This window comes from Polynucleobacter sp. VK25 (assembly GCF_018687355.1).
Lineage (GTDB): Bacteria > Pseudomonadota > Gammaproteobacteria > Burkholderiales > Burkholderiaceae > Polynucleobacter.
Genome location: NZ_CP061288.1, coordinates 1802657 through 1823439, shown reverse-complemented (window position 1 = coordinate 1823439; position 20783 = coordinate 1802657). Strand labels below are relative to the sequence as shown.

Annotated in this window: 17 protein-coding genes; 14 read left to right on the top strand and 3 right to left on the bottom strand. The window is 46.4% G+C overall.

Annotated features, from left to right (window positions below):
* Nucleotides 1–26: 26 nt before the first annotated feature.
* Together AOC21_RS09135 and ssb are read left to right on the top strand one after the other, a co-directional pair.
* Nucleotides 27–1211 (top strand): MFS transporter, encoded by a 1185-nt coding sequence (locus AOC21_RS09135; RefSeq protein ID WP_215391672.1) that lies wholly within the window; start codon nucleotides 27–29, stop codon nucleotides 1209–1211.
* Between the two features lie 81 nt (nucleotides 1212–1292).
* On the top strand, nucleotides 1293–1748 hold the full coding sequence (gene ssb / locus AOC21_RS09130) for a single-stranded DNA-binding protein (RefSeq protein WP_215321062.1): 456 nt from the start codon (nucleotides 1293–1295) through the stop codon (nucleotides 1746–1748).
* Nucleotides 1749–1849: 101 nt separating this feature from the next.
* On the opposite strand, the gene queF is transcribed toward ssb, so the two are convergent.
* Genes queF through ilvA form a run of 3 tightly spaced genes read right to left on the bottom strand, consistent with a single transcriptional unit; the run spans nucleotide 1850 to nucleotide 5157 of the window.
* On the bottom strand, nucleotides 1850–2677 hold the full coding sequence (gene queF / locus AOC21_RS09125; protein ID WP_215391671.1) for an NADPH-dependent 7-cyano-7-deazaguanine reductase QueF: 828 nt from the start codon (nucleotides 2675–2677) through the stop codon (nucleotides 1850–1852).
* A 38-nt stretch (nucleotides 2678–2715) separates the two neighbouring features.
* Nucleotides 2716–3624: a 5'-nucleotidase gene (locus AOC21_RS09120; RefSeq protein WP_215391670.1), complete on the bottom strand. Its 909-nt coding sequence runs from the start codon at nucleotides 3622–3624 to the stop codon at nucleotides 2716–2718.
* 12 nt (nucleotides 3625–3636) lie between these two features.
* The gene (gene ilvA / locus AOC21_RS09115; protein ID WP_215391669.1) at nucleotides 3637–5157 is read right to left on the bottom strand and encodes a threonine ammonia-lyase, biosynthetic; all 1521 of its coding nucleotides are present in this window, start codon (nucleotides 5155–5157) and stop codon (nucleotides 3637–3639) included.
* Between the two features lie 134 nt (nucleotides 5158–5291).
* Between ilvA and AOC21_RS09110 the strand changes: the two genes are divergently transcribed.
* From AOC21_RS09110 to pyrC, 12 genes are all read left to right on the top strand, one after another.
* Nucleotides 5292–9131 carry an FAD/FMN-binding oxidoreductase gene (locus AOC21_RS09110; RefSeq protein WP_215391668.1) on the top strand — a complete coding sequence of 1280 codons (3840 nt, stop codon included), beginning with the start codon at nucleotides 5292–5294 and terminating at the stop codon, nucleotides 9129–9131.
* Nucleotides 9131–9529, top strand: a complete 399-nt coding sequence (locus tag AOC21_RS09105) for a gamma-butyrobetaine hydroxylase-like domain-containing protein (RefSeq protein ID WP_215391667.1) — start codon at nucleotides 9131–9133, stop codon at nucleotides 9527–9529. Before AOC21_RS09110 ends, AOC21_RS09105 begins: the two co-directional genes overlap by 1 nt.
* Nucleotides 9529–10272, top strand: coding sequence for a bifunctional demethylmenaquinone methyltransferase/2-methoxy-6-polyprenyl-1,4-benzoquinol methylase UbiE (ubiE, locus tag AOC21_RS09100; protein ID WP_215391666.1), 744 nt, complete (start codon nucleotides 9529–9531; stop codon nucleotides 10270–10272). Before AOC21_RS09105 ends, ubiE begins: the two co-directional genes overlap by 1 nt.
* A 68-nt stretch (nucleotides 10273–10340) precedes the next feature.
* Entirely contained in the window at nucleotides 10341–11249 is a 909-nt protein-coding gene (locus AOC21_RS09095) for a Tim44 domain-containing protein (protein WP_215391665.1), read from the top strand.
* A gap of 53 nt (nucleotides 11250–11302) precedes the next feature.
* Nucleotides 11303–11923 (top strand): SCP2 domain-containing protein, encoded by a 621-nt coding sequence (locus tag AOC21_RS09090; RefSeq protein ID WP_215391664.1) that lies wholly within the window; start codon nucleotides 11303–11305, stop codon nucleotides 11921–11923.
* Between the two features lie 3 nt (nucleotides 11924–11926).
* A complete protein-coding gene (ubiB, locus tag AOC21_RS09085) occupies nucleotides 11927–13513 on the top strand; it encodes a ubiquinone biosynthesis regulatory protein kinase UbiB (RefSeq protein WP_215391663.1) in 1587 nt (528 codons plus the stop codon).
* A gap of 52 nt (nucleotides 13514–13565) precedes the next feature.
* Nucleotides 13566–14219, top strand: coding sequence for a DUF502 domain-containing protein (locus tag AOC21_RS09080; RefSeq protein WP_215391662.1), 654 nt, complete (start codon nucleotides 13566–13568; stop codon nucleotides 14217–14219).
* A 16-nt stretch (nucleotides 14220–14235) separates the two neighbouring features.
* On the top strand, nucleotides 14236–16035 hold the full coding sequence (gene aspS / locus AOC21_RS09075) for an aspartate--tRNA ligase (protein ID WP_215391661.1): 1800 nt from the start codon (nucleotides 14236–14238) through the stop codon (nucleotides 16033–16035).
* Nucleotides 16036–16048: 13 nt separating this feature from the next.
* Nucleotides 16049–16501, top strand: a complete 453-nt coding sequence (nudB, locus tag AOC21_RS09070) for a dihydroneopterin triphosphate diphosphatase (RefSeq protein ID WP_215391660.1) — start codon at nucleotides 16049–16051, stop codon at nucleotides 16499–16501.
* A 37-nt stretch (nucleotides 16502–16538) separates the two neighbouring features.
* Nucleotides 16539–18362 (top strand): ABC transporter ATP-binding protein/permease, encoded by a 1824-nt coding sequence (locus tag AOC21_RS09065; protein ID WP_215391659.1) that lies wholly within the window; start codon nucleotides 16539–16541, stop codon nucleotides 18360–18362.
* Between the two features lie 35 nt (nucleotides 18363–18397).
* Nucleotides 18398–19723: a glycerate kinase gene (locus tag AOC21_RS09060; protein ID WP_215391658.1), complete on the top strand. Its 1326-nt coding sequence runs from the start codon at nucleotides 18398–18400 to the stop codon at nucleotides 19721–19723.
* A gap of 1 nt (nucleotide 19724) precedes the next feature.
* A complete protein-coding gene (gene pyrC / locus AOC21_RS09055; RefSeq protein WP_215391657.1) occupies nucleotides 19725–20783 on the top strand; it encodes a dihydroorotase in 1059 nt (352 codons plus the stop codon).

The window sequence follows — 20783 nt, the reverse complement described above, 5'->3', positions numbered from 1 at the left end:
GTAACTTGTTAATATAGCTCTTTCCCATGAATCCTTCTGAACTTCGCTCCACTCTGGCCTTAGCAGGCATCTTTGGCCTTCGTATGCTGGGCCTGTTCCTGCTATTGCCCATCTTTAGCATTCATGCGCGGGGCTTACCGGGTGGTGAGCATGCCCTCTGGGTAGGCTTGACCCTTGGAATCTTCAATATTGTGCAGGCCTGTTTTTATATCCCCTTAGGCCGTTTATCGGACCGAATTGGGCGTAAACCTGTCGTTTTATGGGGCTTATCCCTGTTTGTGGCAGGCGCTTTAATTTGTGCAGCCAAAGATGACTTACTCTGGATCGCTATTGGCCGCGGGATTATGGGTGCTGGTGCGGTCTCGGCAGCGATTTCTGCCTGGGTAGCGGATTTGACTCGTGAACAGGTGCGTACTCGAGCCATGGCATTAGTCGGCGGCAGCATTGCTCTCTCATTTGCGCTGTCCTTAGTCATTGCTGCGCCGATTTATCGCGCTATCAGTCTGAGTGGAATTTTTATCGTTCTGGCAGTCTTGGGCGTGATTGCGATGTTTGTGACTTATTACGTTTTGCCAACAAGCAAGCCGGAAGCAAAAGTTCAACAAGCTTCCTTAAAAGAGGTTTTCTTTCGTCCGGACTTGATGCGTTTAAATCTCGGCGTATTTGTATTGCATGCAACTCAAGTGGCCATGTTCTTAGTGGTCCCGCGTTTACTTGTACAAGCAGGACTGCCGCTTTCTTCCCATTGGGAAATTTATTTGCCCGTAGTTCTGCTGTCATTTGTATTCATGGCACCCGCCATTATTTATGGTGAAAAGAAGCAGCAGTTGAGAACAGTTTTATTAATTGCGATTGTTTTACTGCTGATTGCAGAGTGTATTTTTACGCAAGCAAATTCAGTAATCACGATTGCAAGTGCATTGCTAGTTTATTTTGTAGGCTTTAATTTGCTAGAAGCCCTGCAGCCTTCTTTGGTATCTCGTTTTGCTAAGGAATCCAAGGGCACCGCATTGGGTGTTTACAACACCACGCAATCCATTGGCCTGTTCTCAGGGGCTGTCATTGGGGGTTATTTAATGGATAGCCATGGTGATTTATCGGTCTTTGCAATGGGCGCAGCACTCCTGGTTTGCTGGCTTATAATTGCTTGGTCGATGGGTGAAATGCCAACTAGAGCAACAGAATCAAAGGACGTAAGCACAACGACATAACCGCAGCTTCATAGATTAAATTAAAGCGAGCAGTTTATTTTTTAGCAGTAATAACAGTAGTATTTTTCTTCGGGAGACAACATGGCTTCGGTAAATAAGGTCATCATCGTAGGTAACGTAGGACGTGATCCAGAGACGCGTTATATGCCAAGCGGCGACGCCGTTACAAATATTTCAGTAGCAACATCTGATCGCTACAAAGACAAACAAACCAACGAAATGAAAGAAACCACAGAATGGCACCGTGTTGCATTCTTTGGCAAGCTTGCAGAAATCGCTGGTCAGTACCTCAAAAAAGGCTCACAAGTTTATGTTGAAGGTCGTTTGCGTACACGTAAATGGACTGATGCAAGTGGCCAAGAAAAGTATTCCACAGAGATCGTTGCAGAAACGATGCAAATGCTTGGTGGCAAGCCAGTAGGCGGAAGTGGTGATGGTGGCGAGAGCTATAGCCGCTCAAAGCCGGCTGAGCAGTCTGCTCCAGCAGCCTCAAACGCTGCATCACTCGGCGCAATGGATGACGATATTCCGTTTTAAGCAATAACAACTAGTGCGGTTATCACTGCAATAGCAAAAACCCCTTCTAGGATTTCCTACAAGGGGTTTTTATTTGCCTACTTTTAAAATGTATTAAATTCTTACTGCCTGGAGTGCCGAATGTTATCTGGCCAAGGTGAATTGTGATCGGTGCGGAAAGGATTAATGTCTAGACCGCCGCGTCGTGTATAGCGAGCATATACAGATAGCTTCTCTGGTTTGCACTGACGCTTAATGTCGGTAAAGATCGTTTCAACACAGTGCTCATGAAACTCACCTAGCTGTCTAAAGCCAATGAGGTAGCGCAATAAACCTTCTTCAAGGATTGGCCTGCCTTGGTAACGAATTTGCACGCTTGCCCAGTCTGGTTGACCGGTAACCGGGCAATTAGATTTGAGTAGGTGAGAGACTAGGCATTGTTCAATCGGCCCAAAGGATTCATTGACGCCCAACAGGCTTGGGTCTGCGGGTAGACTTGGATCTACTTCGATATCCAATCTATCCATCAAAATACCACCCATTTCTTGCATCCCCTTTTTGGAGATTACTTCAGTGGGGTTGATTCGAGTGGTGATCTTGCTACCGGCAACCGCAGATAAGTCTGTGATGAGGCGCTCTTTAACCTCGTTCTCGTCTTCAAAGCGTGCGCTGTTGAGACTATTGAGATAGAGCTTGAATGATTTGGACTCAATCATATTCGGTGAGTCAGCAGGAATCTGAAACTCTGCCAAAGCAATTTGGGGCTTTCCCTTTTGATTAAGCCAACTCAGTTCAAAGGCATTCCAAATGTCTACACCTACAAATGGCAAGGCCTGATCTTCTTTAAGGCCCAGCTTTTTTCTATTCTCAGATCTTGGAATGGGAAACAATAAGCTCGGATCATATTGATCTGGATATTGCGTTGCTTGTCCGAGCGAAATTGTTGCCATGAATTACTTTGTTTCTTTTCGTTTTGAGTCGTTTGTTTTTAGTCTTTTGGCTTATTCGATACGCCTGATACAACATGACCAGTGGGTGCTACAGAGGCTGCTGATTGGCAATGACCTGTTTGGTCATCAAAGAAAAAGTCTGGCTCGAATTCTCTTAAGAACTCACTCTTAGATAGACCGCCTAAGAACATCGCTTCATCCACATCAATACCCCATGCCATCAACGTCCGAATGGCCCGTTCGTGTGCTGGGGCAGAACGCGCTGTGACTAATGCCGTGCGAATACGCATGCCGTTCTCGCTGGTGGAGCGTTGTAACCTATGAAGCGCTTCTAGCAAAGGCTTGAATGGGCCTGGAGGCAGTGGAATATCAACCTTTTTGCTCTCATGATCAACAAAGGCTTCAAGCCCTTTTTTCTGAAACACCTGTTCAGCTTCATCGGAGAAGAGTACTGCGTCTCCGTCAAATGCGATGCGGATTTCATTAGGGTGAGATTCAGCAGTTTTGCTGGACTCTGGATATACGCGTGCTGCAGGGAAGCCAGCATCAATGGTTGCTCGCACATCATCTTCATTTGCAGAAAGAAAGAGATTGGCATGTAGAGAGCGCAGGTAGTGATAAGGAGGTCTGCCTCTGGTGAATACACCGCGCTCTAAATGTAAGCCATGGTGTTCTGCTGAGCGGAATACCCGTAGGCCGCTGACGGGGTCATTACGAGAGAGAATGACCACCTCAACCCGCTGCTCACCCTCGTCATTAAAGGCGAGGAGTTTCTTGACTAGTGGGAAGGCTACGCCTTTTTGTGCTGCCTCACTTAGGCGCTGTAGTTGCAACTTCATATAAGCACTGTCGTCGGTAGATTCAAAGATGCGATTTTCTTCTTCAAAATCAAACAGGGCGCGTGATGAGATCGCGACGACGAGTTTTCCGGTGAGTGTGTATGACATCTTTAGCTGAGTCTATTTCAGGAACAGGCGATATGCAGGGTTATTGGTTTCATCCCAGTGCGGATACCCCAAGGTTGCTAAGAAGCTTTGGAATTTCTTCTGTTCATTTTTCGGTACTTGAAGACCAATCAAAATACGGCCATAGTCAGCGCCGTGATTACGATAGTGGAACAAACTGATATTCCAGTTGGGAGCCATGCTGGTTAAAAACTTCATTAAAGCACCTGGGCGCTCTGGGAATTCAAAACGATAGAGCAATTCATCTTTAGCAAGTGCAGAATGACCGCCCACCATATGACGTAAATGTGATTTTGCTAACTCATCATGAGTTAAGTCAATTGTTGCGAACTTTGCTTTTCTGAAATGCTTTGCAATAGTTTCACTATCACCCGCTTTTTGTGTGCTGATGCCTACGAAAATATGTGCTTCACTTTGATCGCCAATGCGATAGTTAAATTCGGTAACATTGCGTCTTCCAAGTAATTCGCAGAAGCGTTTGAAAGAGCCCCGTTCTTCAGGAATGGTTACCGCAAATACGGCCTCTCGAAACTCACCAACATCAGCACGCTCTGCTACAAAGCGTAGACGGCTAAAGTTCATATTGGCCCCGCAAGCCACAGCCACTAAGGTTTTCTTCTTGATACGTTTTTTCTCAACGTACTTCTTCATGCCAGCAATAGCAAGTGCGCCAGCAGGCTCAAGGATGCTGCGTGTATCAGTGAAGACGTCGTTGATTGCTGCGCAGATTTCGTCTGTGTCGACAGTGACAATTTCATCCACAACCTTTTTGCAGATGCGGAATGTTTCTTTGCCGACGAGTTTTACAGCGGTACCGTCAGAGAACAAACCGACATCCTTCATCTCAATGCGTTTATTTGCTTTGAGTGATTGATTCATGGCATCTGAATCTGAAGCTTGAACACCGATTACTTTAGTTTTTGGGCTAACTGCTTTGATGTACTCGCCAATACCGGAAATCAAGCCACCGCCACCAATGGCTACAAAAACTGCGTCAATTGGTTTTTCATATTGGGTAAAAATTTCGTGAGCAATTGTTCCTTGCCCTGCAATAACATCGGGATCATCAAAGGGGTGAACAAAAGTGAGACCCCGTTTTTTACCTAAAACTTCTGAATGCTTGAAAGCGTCACTATAGGATTCACCATGAAGAATGATTTCTACCCAAGATCCGCCGCGAGCCTTGACTGCATCAATTTTGACGCTGGGGGTGGTTACCGGCATCACGATGACGGCTTTGCACTTCATTTTGGCTGCCGATAGGGCTACACCTTGGGCATGATTGCCTGCAGAGGCCGCAATAACCCCGCGTTTTAAGGCTTCTAGAGGTAAATGGGCCATTTTGTTATAGGCACCACGCAATTTGAAGGAGAAAACAGGCTGGTTATCCTCTCTTTTGAGTAGGACCTGGTTGCCCAAACGCTTAGTCAGCTCTGGGGCGAGCTGCAGCTCGGTTTCTCTGGCTACGTCATAGACGCGAGCCGATAAAATTTTCTTTAAATAGTTCGTTGCCATCCGATGAGCGTACCACGGATGGCTCCTAAGCCCTTAGATTTGCAAGGGTTTATTCATTTCGGGAGCAACTTTATCGGAATCCTGCCACTATCAGGTTCGCTCTATTAAAATGCTTATTTATCAAATATGTCGCTATGAACGCTCCACTAGCATTGAACCAGTTGTTGGACGCCGAGGCGGGTTCACCCCGTCTGCGTGAAATTCCCTACAACTACACCTCCTTTTCTGATCGAGAGATTGTTATTCGCTTATTGGGCGAGGAGTCCTGGCGCGTTCTCAACAACCTGCGCGGGGTTCGTCGTACGGGCCGATCAGCACGTATGTTGTTTGAGATCCTGGGTGATATTTGGGTCGTTCAGCGCAATCCTTTCTTGCAAGATGACTTGCTCGATAGTGCAACCCGTCGCAAACAATTAACCGATGCTCTATGGCATCGCTTGGGCGAAGTAAAGAAGCGCAATAGCGGGGATTCTGCTGACCAAGTAGAGATTCTGTTGAGTGCTGCCTATCGCGCAATTGAAAATTTTGAAAACGGATTTAAAGAAGTTGAAGTCATTCGTAAGCGTGCTCGTAAGGAGTTAGGTCGCCATACTGCTGCGGACAATATTTGTTTTGATGGTGTATCTCGTGCTGCCCACGTTACTGATGCAACAGACTGGCGTGTTGAATTTCCTCTGGTTGTTTTAAAGCCTGATTACGAATCTGAAATTCCAGGCTTGGTGAAAGCTTGCGTTGAATTGGGCCTGACGATTATTCCTCGCGGAGGTGGTACTGGTTACACCGGCGGCGCTATCCCACTCTATGCAATGTCAGCAGTGATTAACACTGAGAAGCTGCAGGATATTCACGGCGTAAAAGCGAAGAAATTGCCGGGGCTTGATCGTGAGGTACCAACCATCTTTACTGGTGCAGGTGTTGTGACTCGCCGGGTATCTGATGCTGCAGAGCATGCTGGTCTGGTGTTTGCGGTCGATCCTACTTCTGCTGATGCAAGCTGCATTGGTGGCAATATTGCGATGAATGCTGGTGGTAAGAAGGCCGTTCTTTGGGGAACCGCCTTAGATAATCTCGCTAGCTGGCGCATGGTTGATCCTGAAGGCAATTGGTTGGATGTTGAGCGACTTGAACACAATATGGGCAAGATCCATGATGTGGCTACAGTACGTTTTCAGTTGACTTGGTCGGATGGAAATAGTGAGCCAGGCGAACGCATTCTCAAAACAGAATTATTAGAAGTTGAAGGTAGGCGTTTCCGCAAAGAAGGTTTGGGTAAAGACGTTACTGATAAATTTTTATCGGGTTTACCTGGCGTGCAAAAAGAAGGTTGCGATGGTTTAATCACTAGCGCAACTTGGGTATTGCATCGCATGCCAAAATTTATGCGCACCGTTTGTTTAGAATTTTTTGGTCAAGCGCGAGAAGCCATTCCAAGCATTGTCGAAATCAAAGCGTATCTAGATGGTCTAAGCAAGCAAGGCGGTCCGATTCTGGCTGGACTTGAGCATTTAGATGATCGTTACTTAAGAGCGGTGGGTTACTCCACCAAATCTAAGCGCAATAGCTTGCCGAAGATGGTATTGATTGGCGATATTGCCGGTGACGATGAGGAGGCTGTTGCTGCCGCGACTAGTGAAGTAGTGCGCATGGCGAACTTACGTGTTGGTGAAGGTTTTGTGGCGGTAAGTGCTGAGGCTCGTAAGAAGTTCTGGCTGGACCGCGCTCGAACCGCTGCGATTGCTCGTCATACCAATGCTTTTAAGATTAACGAAGACGTTGTGATTCCTTTGCCTCGTATGGGCGAGTACACCGACGGTATCGATCGCATCAATATTGAGCTTTCTCTCAAAAACAAACTACAAGTACTCGATGGTCTTGAATCTTTCTTGAAAAAGAGCGCATTACCGCTTGGTAAGAGTGACGCTGAGTATGAGATTCCTACAGCAGAAATCTTGGGTGACCGAGTTCAGCAAGCCTTAGATCTGATCGCTAAGGTGCGTGGGCGTTGGGCTGAGTGGCTTACTGAAATGGATTCATATTTCCCGCGCTTGCAGGATTACAGTCTGAGGGCTTCTTGGAAAGATGAAGTGCGTGCAGAATTGCGCATTATCTTTGGGGGTCTTGCATTCGAGCCTATTTTGGCTGAGTTAGAGGCAATCCACAAAAATATTCTGCGCAAGCGCGTATTCGTAGCGTTGCACATGCATGCTGGTGATGGAAACGTGCACACCAATATTCCAGTGAACTCCGATGACTACGAGATGCTTCAAGATGCGCATCGTGCAGTAGATCGCATTATGAAATTAGCTCGCTCTTTGGATGGCGTCATTTCTGGCGAACACGGAATTGGCATTACAAAATTAGAGTATTTAACTGAAGCCGAGCTGAAAGACTTCCGTAGCTATAAGAATCGCGTAGATCCAGAAGGTCGATTCAATAAAGGCAAGTTGATGCCGCATGCTGATCTGAGCATGGCCTACACACCAAGCTTTGGCTTGATGGGTCACGAGTCGATCATCATGCAGCAAAGCGACATTGGTGCAATTGCTGATAGTGTGAAAGATTGTTTACGCTGCGGCAAATGTAAGCCTGTTTGCTCAACTCACGTACCGCGTGCAAACCTGCTGTACAGCCCGCGTGACAAAATCCTAGCAACATCACTCTTGATTGAAGCCTTCCTATATGAAGAGCAAACTCGACGTGGTGTTTCGATTCGCCATTGGGAAATGTTTGATGACGTCGCTGCACATTGCACCGTTTGTCATAAGTGCTTAACGCCATGCCCAGTCAATATCGACTTTGGTGATGTCACCATGAACATGCGCAATCTCTTGCGTAAGATGGGGCAGCAGCGCTTTAATCCTGGTACTGCTGCATCCATGTTCTTCTTGAATGCAACTAGCCCAGAAAGCATTAATCTTGCTCGCACGACCATGATTGGTTGGGGTTATAAGTTACAACGTTTGGGTAATGATGTGCTGCGTAAGTTTGCAAAAAAGCAAACTGCTCATCCACCTGCAACAGTAGGAAAGCCAAGTGTTAAAGAGCAAGTAATCTTCTTTGTGAACAAGAAGATGCCTGGCAATCTCCCTAAAAAAACGGCACGCGCTTTATTGGATATCGAAGATGCGAACTACGTTCCCATTATTCGCGATCCTAAGACAACATCCGCAGATACCGAGGCAGTGTTCTACTTCCCAGGTTGCGGATCTGAGCGTTTGTTCTCGCAAGTCGGACTAGCTACGCAAGCCATGTTGTGGAATGTTGGTGTGCAAACGGTTCTGCCTCCTGGCTACCTCTGCTGCGGCTATCCACAGCGTGGTAACGGTGACTTCGATAAGGCAGAGAAGATGATCACGGATAACCGTGTGTTATTCCATCGCGTTGCCAATACCCTCAATTATTTGGATATTAAGACCGTAGTGGTTTCTTGCGGTACTTGCTATGACCAATTGGCTGGATATCAGTTTGAGCAGATCTTCCCTGGCTGTCGCATTATTGATATCCATGAGTTCTTGGCAGAGAAAGGCGTGAAGCTTTCTGGTGTCACGGGCGTGAAGTATATGTATCACGATCCTTGCCACTCTCCAATGAAGTTGCAAGATCCTCTGAAGACTGTGAATGAACTCATTCAGTTGGAAGATGGCAAAGCGATTCAGAAGAATGATCGCTGCTGTGGCGAATCTGGCACATTGGCTGTCACACGTCCTGACATTTCTACTCAAGTGCGTTTCCGCAAGCAGATTGAGATGGAAAAAGCTGCAACTGATTTACGCAAAGACAATTTCACTGGCGATGTCAAAGTGTTAACTAGTTGCCCATCATGCTTACAAGGCTTAACCCGCTTTGATGCTGATAGCGACACAACAGCCGATTACATCGTTGTGGAGATGGCCCAAAAGATACTGGGTAAGGATTGGATGCAAGATTATGTAACCAAAGCAAACCAAGGTGGTATCGAGAGGGTTCTCGTCTAATGATTCCAAGCAATATTGTTGTCCATCAACAGTCTAAGGTTCTAGAGCTCTCCTATCAGGGGGGCAATACTTATCGCCTACCTTTTGAATTGTTGAGAGTCTTGTCGCCCTCTGCTGAGGTTCAAGGACACGGCCCAGGACAGGAAACACTGCAAACTGGCAAGCGTGATGTTTTGATCGCTAACTTAGAACCCGTAGGACACTACGCACTCAAGCCTAGCTTTTCTGATGGACATGACTCCGGTTTGTTCACCTGGGACTATCTACTGTTTCTGTGTGAGAACCAGGAACAATTATGGAAAGAGCATTTAGATAAATTGGCCGCCGCTGGTATAGACCGTGATGCGCCAATGGGTCAGCCTGGTGGTGCATCAGGCCATTCTTGTGGAAGCCACTAATGAGTAAAACGCACTTCGGATATAAAAGTGTTGATGAGTCTGAAAAAGCTGGCAAGGTAGCTGAGGTATTTCACTCGGTCGCTAGTAAATATGATGTGATGAATGACCTGATGTCATTTGGCTTGCATCGTGTTTGGAAAAAAGTAACCATTGCGCGTGCCAATGTGCGCCCTGGACAAAAGGTATTGGATATTGCTGGTGGTACTGGTGATCTAGCGGCAGCTTTCGCAAAAGCTGCCGACTGGGGACACAACCCTGATGCTCAAGTTTGGTTGAGCGATATCAATGCCTCTATGTTGGGAGTTGGGCGTGATCGCTTATTGGATCGTGGCATGGCTTTGCCCTGCGTGCAGTTTGATGCCGAAAAAAATCCTTTCCCCAATAATCATTTTGATGTGGTGACTGTTGCTTTTGGTTTGCGCAATATGACCCACAAAGATGTTGCCTTAGGTGAAATGCTGCGGGTGATTAAGCCGGGTGGCCGAGTTTTGGTCTTGGAATTTTCTAAGCCAGATGCTTTTCTACAGCCGGTATATGACACCTATTCCTTCAAGGTTTTGCCATGGTTGGGTGAGAAGATTGCACAAGATTCAGAAAGCTATCGCTACTTAGCCGAATCCATTCGGATGCATCCGGATGCACAAACCCTTAAAGAAATGATGTTGGGAGTAGGTTTTGATGAAGTGGAAACCCACAGGATGTCTGGGGGTATCGTTGCCCTACATATTGGTATTAAATACTGATAGTTGTATAGTTTTTAAAGTCTTAAAAACTAAAGAAGTTACGTAGTTATAAGAAGGGGTAAAGAACCATGAATAAACATTTTTTTAAAGCAACACTGTTAAGTCTTACTTTAATATTTGCCACGGTAGGTCATGGTGAAGCTGCGCGCCTGGGTGGCGGCAAGAGTCTTGGACGAGCTCCAAGCGCACCAATGCAAAAACAAGCTGCGCCAGTTCAAAAGCCTGCACAGCAAGCGCAACCTGCCGCACCTGCCCCAACTCCACAAACTCCTGCACCTAGTCGTTTCGGTGGCATGGGCGGAATGTTAGGCGGCCTAGCTGCTGGTTTGGGAATTGGCTACCTCTTATCTCATTTCGGAATGGGTGAGGCAGCATCTTCTCTCATTACTGGTTTGCTTATCGCGATGTTGGCTGGCTTTGTCATCATGTTCATCATTCGCAAAATGTTGCCTGCATTGTCTGGTGCCGGTCAGAATGCCAACGTACCATCACAAGGTATGCAGCGCAGTAATGTGGAAACTCCAAGACAGGAGCCTGCTTTCACTCCTGCGGCTAATGCGTTTGGTGGTGTGAGCGCTGAGCCTGAGGCATTTCAGTCAACTTTGCCTCCAGGATTTGATCAGCAAGCATTTTTGGAGAATGCAAAACAATATTTTGTGAGCTTACAAAAAGCTTGGGATCAAGGTGACCTTGCATCCCTGCGTGAATTTACAACGCCTGATATGTTTGCCACGATTCAACAAGATTTATCTGGCCGCACCGATGGCAACAATCAAACGGATGTCGTTACCATCAATGCGCAACTCATTGGTATCGAGACGGCTGATGGTCATTACTTCTGTAGCGTTCAGTTCAGCGGTATGATCCGTGAACAACAGGGTGCTCCAGCTAGCGACTTCTCTGAAATCTGGAATTTAAGCAAGCCTGTGGATGGTCCTGGCGGCTGGGTACTAGCAGGTATCTCCCAGTTGGTTTAAGCTTTAGGTACTTTCCGTCGGAAAACCCGCACTAGTGCGGGTTTTTCACACTTATGAACAGACATTTTTCAACTACCCATACGATTGCCTCTGGCGCAGCTTGCCGGGGGATTAACCACGTTTTGGGTAGCGAACCTTGGGCATTGACTGAATTGGCTCGCCATGCGAGCAAAACCATTTTGTTGCAGCTACCCGTAGGCAATCTTTGTTTTGAGATCAAGTCTGATGGTTATTTAACTAGCCTTAAAGAGATTGAGGCACCTGCACTCACATTAGAGGTTTCCGCTAAAGCATTGAGCGACTTAGCTGGCAGCCCAGGTTCATTAAGAGAGCAGGCTTTTAAAGCTGTCAAAATTACTGGCGACGCAGACTTAGCTCAATTATTGGGTCGCCTAGCAGGTCAGTTACGCTGGGAATACGAGGAAGACTTGGCTCGTTTGGTGGGTGATGCGCCAGCCAATTTTGCTGTAGGACAAGGTAAAAAGTTTGTCTCTGCCACTAGATCTGCAGCAAGTGATTTGCTGGACAATATGGTGGAGTATGTCAGCGAAGAAAAGAAAGTGCTTTTAAACAAACGAGACTTTATGGTTCGTAAATCCGAATTAAGTGAATTGCGCGATTCAGTAGATCGCATGGAAAAGCGCATTCAACTTTTAGAGCAAAAGGCTAAATAAATCGTGCGTCGAATTGCTCGTCTATTTTTTATCTTCTTTACTGCATGGCGCTATGGTTTATTGCCGCTCCTACGCGATCTTCTCAAGCCTGGTATTCGTCGAGGTTTCTTAACGATCTTGTGCTGGGCTTCGCCAGGTCGCCATTTAGCTAGAGGCGACCGCATTCGGTTAACGCTAGAAGCGCTCGGCCCTATTTTTGTAAAGTTTGGTCAAGTACTTTCTACTCGTCGTGATTTATTGCCTGAAGATATTGCAAATGAATTGGCTAAGCTACAAGATCAAGTGCCGCCATTCTCAAACGAAGAGTCACGTCGATTGATTGAAAAGGATTTAGGGCAACCGATCGAGGAAGTCTTCATTAGCTTTGATGCAACTCCAGTCGCCAGCGCATCTGTTGCCCAAGTTCACTTCGGTGTATTGCGTGGAACAGACAAACGTCCTGAGTGGGAAGGTCGCGCTGTAGCGATTAAAGTCTTACGTCCAGGCATTCTGCCGGTGATTGATGGTGATATAGCGTTGATGTATGACTTAGCTAAAGTCATAGAAAAGATTTCTGAGGATGGGCGTCGATTAAAGCCGAGAGAGAACGTTGCAGAGTTTGATAGGCATTTGCATGATGAATTAGATCTCATGCGCGAGGCTGCTAATGGAAGCCAGTTACGCAGACAATTTTCGGATTCACATAAGTTAATGATCCCTGAGATGTACTGGGATTTATGTCATACCAATGTGATTGTTATGGAGAGGATGTACGGTATCTCTATTGGTAAAACTGCTGCCTTAAAAGAAGCAGGTGTTGACTTTAAAAAGCTGGCTTCTGATGGTGTAGAAATCTTCTTTACTCAAGTATTCGAGCATGGTTTCTTTCACGCCGATATGCACCCCGGCAACATCATGATTAGTCTTGAGCCAGAAACATTTGGCCGATTCATTTCTCTTGACTTTGGAATTGTTGGTGCACTAAGTGAGTCGGATAAAAATTATTTAGCACTCAATTTCTTAGCATTCTTTAATCGTGATTACCGTCGCGTTGCTGAGCTACATATTGAGTCGGGCTGGGTTCCAGCGAACACTCGTGTTGAAGAGCTTGAAGGGGCTGTACGTTCTGTTTGCGAACCCTACTTTGATCGCCCGCTAAAGGAGATTTCCTTGGGCATCGTGCTGATGCGTTTATTCCAAACATCACGTCGCTTTAAGGTAGAAATTCAGCCGCAACTCACTTTATTGCAAAAAACCCTCCTCAATGTCGAGGGATTAGCCCGTCAGCTCGATCCAGATCTAGATCTTTGGAAAACGGCTAAGCCGATCCTGGAGAAATGGGTCAGCAAGCAGTTGGGTTGGCGCGGCCTTATTGATGGGCTGAAGGAAGAGGCGCCTACTTGGGCCAAAATTCTGCCCACCTTGCCACGTTTGATTGCGGATAGCCTGGCCCAAGGAAAGCATCAAATAAAAGACCAAACTGGGGAATTAGAGGTCTTAAAGGCCCTTTTGCTCCAGGAAAGGCGTACGCATCGCCTATTGGCGGGTGCTTTGCTCTTTGCCGGCGGGTTTTTGGCCGGAATTTTGATCATCAGCCTAGGCATTTATTAGTCTCTCGCTGATTGGTTGCTAACCCGCTAAAATAGCGGGTTAGGCAGAACACATGAAAAAATACTTTATTGCTGGCATCCTCGTTTGGGCACCATTGTCGATCACTATCTGGGTGATCGCTTCGGGCTTAGGCTTGCTCGACGGTGTTTTCGGCTCTGTGATGCATGCCATCATCATGGTGCTTCCTCACGATGCAGCTATAGATGTTCAGCATTTCCGCGACCTTCCTGGCGTTGGAATACTGATTGTGATTGCAGTCATTATGCTGACTGGTTTAGTAGCAATTAGTTTTGCTGGCCAGTGGTGGGTACGGATGTGGAATAAGCAAATCAATCGTATCCCGGTTGTGCGTTCCATTTACTCTAGCGTTCAGCAAGTGTCATCCACTTTATTTTCTGGCAGCGGCCAAGCCTTCAGCAAAGCTTTACTCATTCGTTATCCCCATGCCGATTCTTGGGTGATTGCTTTTCAAACGGGCACACCTGCCAAAGAAGTCACTTCTAAATTAGGTGAAGATTACGTCAACGTATTCTTGCCAACAACCCCAAACCCAACCTCTGGTTTTTTCATGATTGTGCCGCGTGCACAAACGATTGAATTGGAGATGAGTGTGGAAGAGGCTTTGAAGCATATTGTTTCAATGGGCTCTGTTCCCCCCAATAGTTCTAGTGGTCTAACTGCATCTAAGTTGCCACACCATTTTTGATTTATAGGAAATTGTTATGTCGATGCGAAGCCATACCTGCGGCCAGGTAACCGATTCACTGATTGGTCAAGAGGTCACTCTCTCCGGATGGGTTAATCGCCGCCGCGATCACGGAGGCGTTATCTTTATTGACTTGCGTGACCGCGAAGGTTTTGTGCAGGTTGTTTGCGATCCTGATCGTCCAGAGATGTTTGCCCTTGCTGAGCAAGTGCGTAGCGAGTTCTGCATCCAGATCAAAGGTCTCGTTCGTGCGCGTCCTGCTGGAACTGAGAACGTCGACTTGGTTAGCGGAAAAGTGGAGATTCTCTGCCATAGCTTGGTGATTCTGAATGCTTCGGTCACTCCACCATTTCAAATTGATGATGAGAACTTGTCTGAGACTACTCGCCTGACTCATCGCGTATTAGATTTACGTCGTCCACAAATGCAAAAGAATTTACGTTTGCGTTACAACGTGGCTATGGAGTGTCGTCGTTATTTGGATGATGCTGGTTTTATTGACATCGAAACACCGATGCTCACAAAGAGTACTCCAGAAGGCGCACGTGATTATTTGGTGCCATCCCGTGTACATGATGGTCAGTTCTTTGCATTGCCGCAGTCGCCACAATTGTTTAAACAGTTGTTAATGGTGGCTGGCTTTGATCGTTACTATCAAATTACCAAATGTTTCCGCGACGAAGATTTGCGCGCCGATCGTCAACCTGAATTTACTCAGATCGACTGTGAAACTGCTTTCTTAAGTGAGTTAGAAATTCGTGATTTGTTTGAAAACATGATTCGTCATATTTTCAAGAAGACCATGAATGTAGAGTTGCCTAACCCATTCCCAACCATGCCTTATTCCGAGGGTATGGCACGTTTTGGCTCTGATAAGCCAGATTTACGTGTGAACTTTGAATTCACTGAATTAACTGATTTAATGAAAGACGTTGATTTCAAGGTGTTTTCAGGTGCTGCCAACCAAGTTGGCGGCCGTGTAGTGGGGTTATGTGTACCTGGCGGCGCTGAAATCAGTCGTAGCGAAATCGATGACTACACCCAATTTGTGAGCATCTATGGCGCTAAAGGTTTGGCTTGGATCAAAGTCAATTCAGTTGCTGAAGGCCGCAATGGCTTGCAGTCACCAATTGTTAAGAATTTGCATGACGCAGCCATTGAAGGCATCTTGAAGCGCACTGGTGCAAAAGATGGCGACATTATTTTCTTTGGCGCTGATAAAGAAAAAGTAGTGAACGATGCGATTGGTAATTTACGTTTACGTATTGGTCAATCTGCTTGGGGCAAAGCGCATGGTCTATTTACCGAAGGTTGGAAGCCATTGTGGGTAGTTGATTTCCCAATGTTTGACTACGATGAAGGCGAAGCACGCTGGGTTGCTTGCCATCATCCATTCACTAGCCCTAAAGACGAACACATGAAGTATCTGGAGACTGATCCAGGTAAGTGCTTAGCTAAAGCGTATGACATGGTGTTGAATGGAAGTGAAATTGGTGGCGGTTCTGTACGTATTCACCAAGAAGCAGTTCAAAGCCAAGTATTCCGCGCATTGAAGATTGATGCTGAAGAAGCGCAAGCAAAGTTTGGTTTCTTATTGGATGCGCTTCAGTATGGCGCGCCTCCTCATGGCGGTATTGCCTTCGGTTTAGATCGCATTGTGACCATGATGACTGGTGCTGAGTCAATCCGAGATGTGATTGCCTTCCCTAAAACACAACGCGCACAATGTTTATTAACTCAGGCTCCTAGCCCAGTCGATGAGCGTCAGTTGCGTGAGTTGCATATCCGTTTGCGTCAAGCGGCACCTGCTGCTTAAAGTCACTTAAGTAGTGCCTACCTTAAAAATCCCTATTTCGGTTTTAGTTGTTATCTATAAACCGAATAGGGATGTTTTATTAATAGAGCGTGCTGATCGCGCGAGCTTCTGGCAATCAGTCACTGGTAGTCTTGACGCCCCAGATGAAGATCTGGCTTTGGCAGCCGCCCGTGAAGTGTTTGAAGAAACAGGCATTGCTGTTGATCAGCTGCCAACCGGTGCATTACAGAATATGCATCACCAGATCGAATATGAAATCTATCCAGAGTGGCGCTTTCGTTATGCCCCTGGAGTTACTCGTAATACTGAACACTGGTTTGCACTGCAGGTTCCTGATGACACAGGAGTTACTTTAGCTCCTAGAGAGCATGTAGCTTATGAGTGGCTGCCATTTGAAGATGCTGCTAAGAAATGTTTTTCTCCCAGCAACGGCGAAGCTATTTTGAAATTATTTTCTGCGAGCTAAGCTCAGTCAAATAGTGAATTAGGAATAAGATAGAGCGATGAGACATTCATCAGGGCATCATCACGGTAGTGCAGATTCAAAAACACCAGGGCGGAGTGATTGGCGTGTTATTCGTGATCTTCTCCCTTATCTTCTGGAGTATCGCTTTCGGGTATTGATTGCCCTGGGCTGCTTAGTTGCCGCTAAGGTTGCCAATTTAGGCATCCCAATTGTCATGAAAGAGTTAATCGACTCTTTAGACATCAAGGCTAGCTCGCCTCAAGCACTTTTGATTGTGCCTCTAGGAATTATTCTGGCCTATGGTTTATTAAGAATTTCTGCATCTGTATTTGCAGAATTACGTGAAGCCTTGTTTGCTAAGGTAACTCAGAACGCTGTTCGCAAAGTAGCACTCCAGGTATTTGAGCATTTGCATTCTTTGGCACTCAGCTTTCATCTAGCTCGCCAGACTGGTGGTGTGAGCAGAGACATTGAGCGTGGTACGCGCGGCATTCAGTCGCTGATTTCATACTCGCTCTATAGCATCCTGCCAACATTAATCGAGTTTTGTTTGGTGTTGGGCTACCTAGCCTATTCGTACGATATTTGGTTTGCCGCAATTACATTCATTGCTTTAGTTCTTTATATTGCTTTCACAGTAGTGGTGACAGAGTGGCGCACACACTATCGCCGCACCATGAACGATATGGATTCAAAGGCAAATCAAAAGGCAATTGATTCACTATTAAACTTTGAGACGGTGAAGTATTTTGGTAACGAAGCCTTTGAGGCTAGCCGTTACGATGAAAATTTGCTGCGCTATCAAGCGGCTGCAGTAAAGTCACAAAAGACCTTGGCCTTCCTAAATCTTGGTCAACAGATCATCATTGCAATTGGTCTGATGTTGATTCTATGGCGCGCTACGGTAGGCGTAGTCAATGGCACGATGACCTTGGGTGATTTGGTTCTGGTCAACACCTTGATGATTCAGCTTTATATACCCCTCAATTTTTTGGGGGTGATTTATCGTGAGATTAAGCAGTCATTAACCGATATGGATCGCATGTTCTCTTTACTCAATACCGATAAAGAAATTGCTGATTCCCCTGATGCGAAAATACTGCAGGTTCAAAATCATGGCCATGGCCCTGATGTGCGATTTGAGAATGTGTCATTTCACTACGAGGCTAAGCGTGAAATTCTGCGTGATGTGAGCTTCAATATTCCTGCTGGGACGATAACTGCAGTAGTAGGTCAAAGCGGTGCTGGCAAGAGCACCCTGGCCAGATTGCTGTTCCGTTTCTATGATGTTCAAACAGGAGAAATTCTGATCGATGGACAGAACATTCGGGACGTGACACAGGCTAGCTTGCGCAAGGCAATTGGCATTGTGCCGCAGGATACCGTTCTGTTTAATGACACGATTGGCTACAACATTGCCTATGGTGATCCCTCGGCTACCATTGAAGAGGTGCACGAAGCGGCTAGGGCAGCCCAAATCGACAGCTTTATTAAGCGCTTACCTGATGGATATGACACTCAAGTGGGAGAGCGAGGCCTAAAACTCTCGGGTGGCGAGAAGCAGCGCGTGGCGATTGCGAGAACACTTCTCAAGAAGCCTGCTATGTTGATTTTTGATGAGGCTACCTCAGCACTGGATTCGAAAACTGAGCGCGCCTTTCAGGATGAGCTGTTAGGTCTGGCTAAGAACCGTACAACCCTTATCATTGCTCATCGACTATCAACCATTATTCATGCGGATCAAATCTTGGTGATGGATCATGGACAGATTGTCGAGCGAGGAACCCATTCAGAACTACTTTCTCATCATGGTAAGTATGCCGAGATGTGGCAGATGCAAGAGCGTGCCGCCCTTGATTAGAATAGCTTGATCACGCAGATTATTTTTTCACCTCTATGTCAGTAAATAAAGAAACAGTTCTTAAGAATGCTTTTTCTGCTGCAGTTGCTGTAGCGGATCCGCAAGTTATTGTTCCTCAATACTTGGCAAAGATATTTCCAAAGGGGCAAGAGCCTACAGGTAGATGCTTAGTGGTTGGCGCAGGAAAGGCTAGCGCATCCATGGCGAGCGCATTAGAGGTATATGCAAAGGTGTACTGGCCGCAAGTGAAAATAGAGGGGGTTGTGCTTACGCGTTACGGGCACAACTCGCCAACAAGTCATATCAAAATTGTTGAAGCAGGGCATCCAGTACCTGATCAGGCGGGCATGGATGGGGCCAAGGAGGTTTTGGCGCTAACTAAACAGCTTAAGCAGGGTGACGTATTGATTGCTCTAGTATCTGGTGGAGGCTCCAGCCTGCTCACCTTGCCGCAAGAGGGGATCTCTATTGATGATATGCGCAAGACCACAGAAGCACTCTTGCGAAGTGGTGCGCCTATTGAAGAAATGAATGTAGTACGTAAACATTTATCTGCAATCTTAGGTGGCAACCTAGCTAGAGTTGCGATTGCGCGTGGCGCACGAGTAGAGGCGCTATTAATTTCTGATGTAACAGGTGATTCACCTGCAGATATCGCTAGCGGTCCCTGTGCTGCCGATTACTCTACCTATTTAGATGCGCTCAATATTTTAGAAAAATATGATTTAGATGGGTCCTCTATTCCGGCATCAGTGTTGAGTCATCTCAAGCAAGGATTATCTGGAGAAAAGCCCGAGACTCTGAAAGATGCTGATTTAGTGGATGCGCAAGTGGCTAATCATGTGATTGCAACTGCTTACAAAAGCTTAGAAGCTTCTGCCGACTATATTCGTACTCAAGGTTACGAACCAATAATTCTGGGCGATACGATTACTGGAGAGGCGCGAGAGGTCGGCATTGAACAGGCTGCCTTAGTTCGCGACTATGTGAAGAAGGGGATTGGTAAACCGCTTGCCCTGATTTCTGGTGGTGAATGTACGGTAACTATTCCGGCAGGCATTCAAGGACGTGGTGGCCGCTGTAGCGAATATTTACTCTCCCTGTTTGTGGCTAGTTCTGATTTGCCCAATATTGCAGCTTTAGCGGCTGATACCGATGGTATTGATGGCAGCGAGAAAAATGCAGGAGCCTGGTTTGATGGTGGGGTGCGTGAAGCTAGCCAGAGCAACGATCTTTCACCAGAGCCATTCTTATTGGCACATGATTGTTATGGCTTTTTTGCAGAATTACGTGCTTTAGTGGAAACTGGCCCTACACTTACTAATGTGAATGATTTCCGCATCATCTTGCTAGAAAAATAATATGTCCAATAGCCCTACCCAAATTCAATTGATTCAACCAGACGATTGGCATTTACATATTCGCGATGGCGAAGTCATGAAGGATGTGTTGGCAGACACTGCGCGTGAATTTGCACGCGCCATCATCATGCCGAACCTTAAGCCCCCTGTGACAACAGTAGATTTGGCTAAGGCTTATCAAGAGCGTATTCAGGCAAACCTGAATGCCTTAGGCATCACTAGCTTTACTCCTTTGATGACCTTGTATCTCACCAACAATACTTCTGCTGATGAAGTACGTAAGGCCAAGGCCGCAGGCATTGTCGGTTTTAAGTTATACCCTGCGGGTGCAACTACCAATAGCGATGCTGGAGTCAGCGATCTTAAGCATTGCCATGCTGCATTAGAGGCAATGCAAGCAGTCGGAATGCCCTTACTTGTTCATGGTGAAGTGACGCATGCTGATATTGATATCTTTGATCGTGAAGCGGTATTTATTGACACGGTATTAGAGCCGTTACGCAAAAAATTTCCCGAACTCAAGATTGTGTTTGAGCACATTACTACCAAACAAGCTGCTCACTATGTACGTGATGCAGTGACAGATGGAAAAAATACGATTGCGGCAACGATTACTCCACAACATTTGTTGATGAATCGCAATGCAATTTTTGCTGGCGGTATTCGTCCGCATAATTACTGTTTGCCAGTGCTTAAGCGCGAAGAACATCGCGTTGCTTTATTAGAGGCAGCTACTAGTGGTAACGTTCGCTTCTTCTTGGGCACGGATAGTGCGCCTCATGCGAAGGGCGCCAAAGAGGCTGCTTGTGGTTGTGCGGGTTGCTATAGTGCTTTTAATGCATTGGGTTTATATGCCGAAGCATTTGAGAGCGTTGGCAAGCTGGATAAATTGGAAGGCTTTGCAAGCTTCTTTGGCCCAGACTTCTATTCATTACCGCGTAATAGCAAAACAATTACTTTGGTAAAGCAGCCGCAAAGCATCCCCGCTGAATTGCCATTGGGTGATGCCACTATCGTTCCATTACGTGCCGGCGAAACCATCGCCTGGTCACTCGTTTAA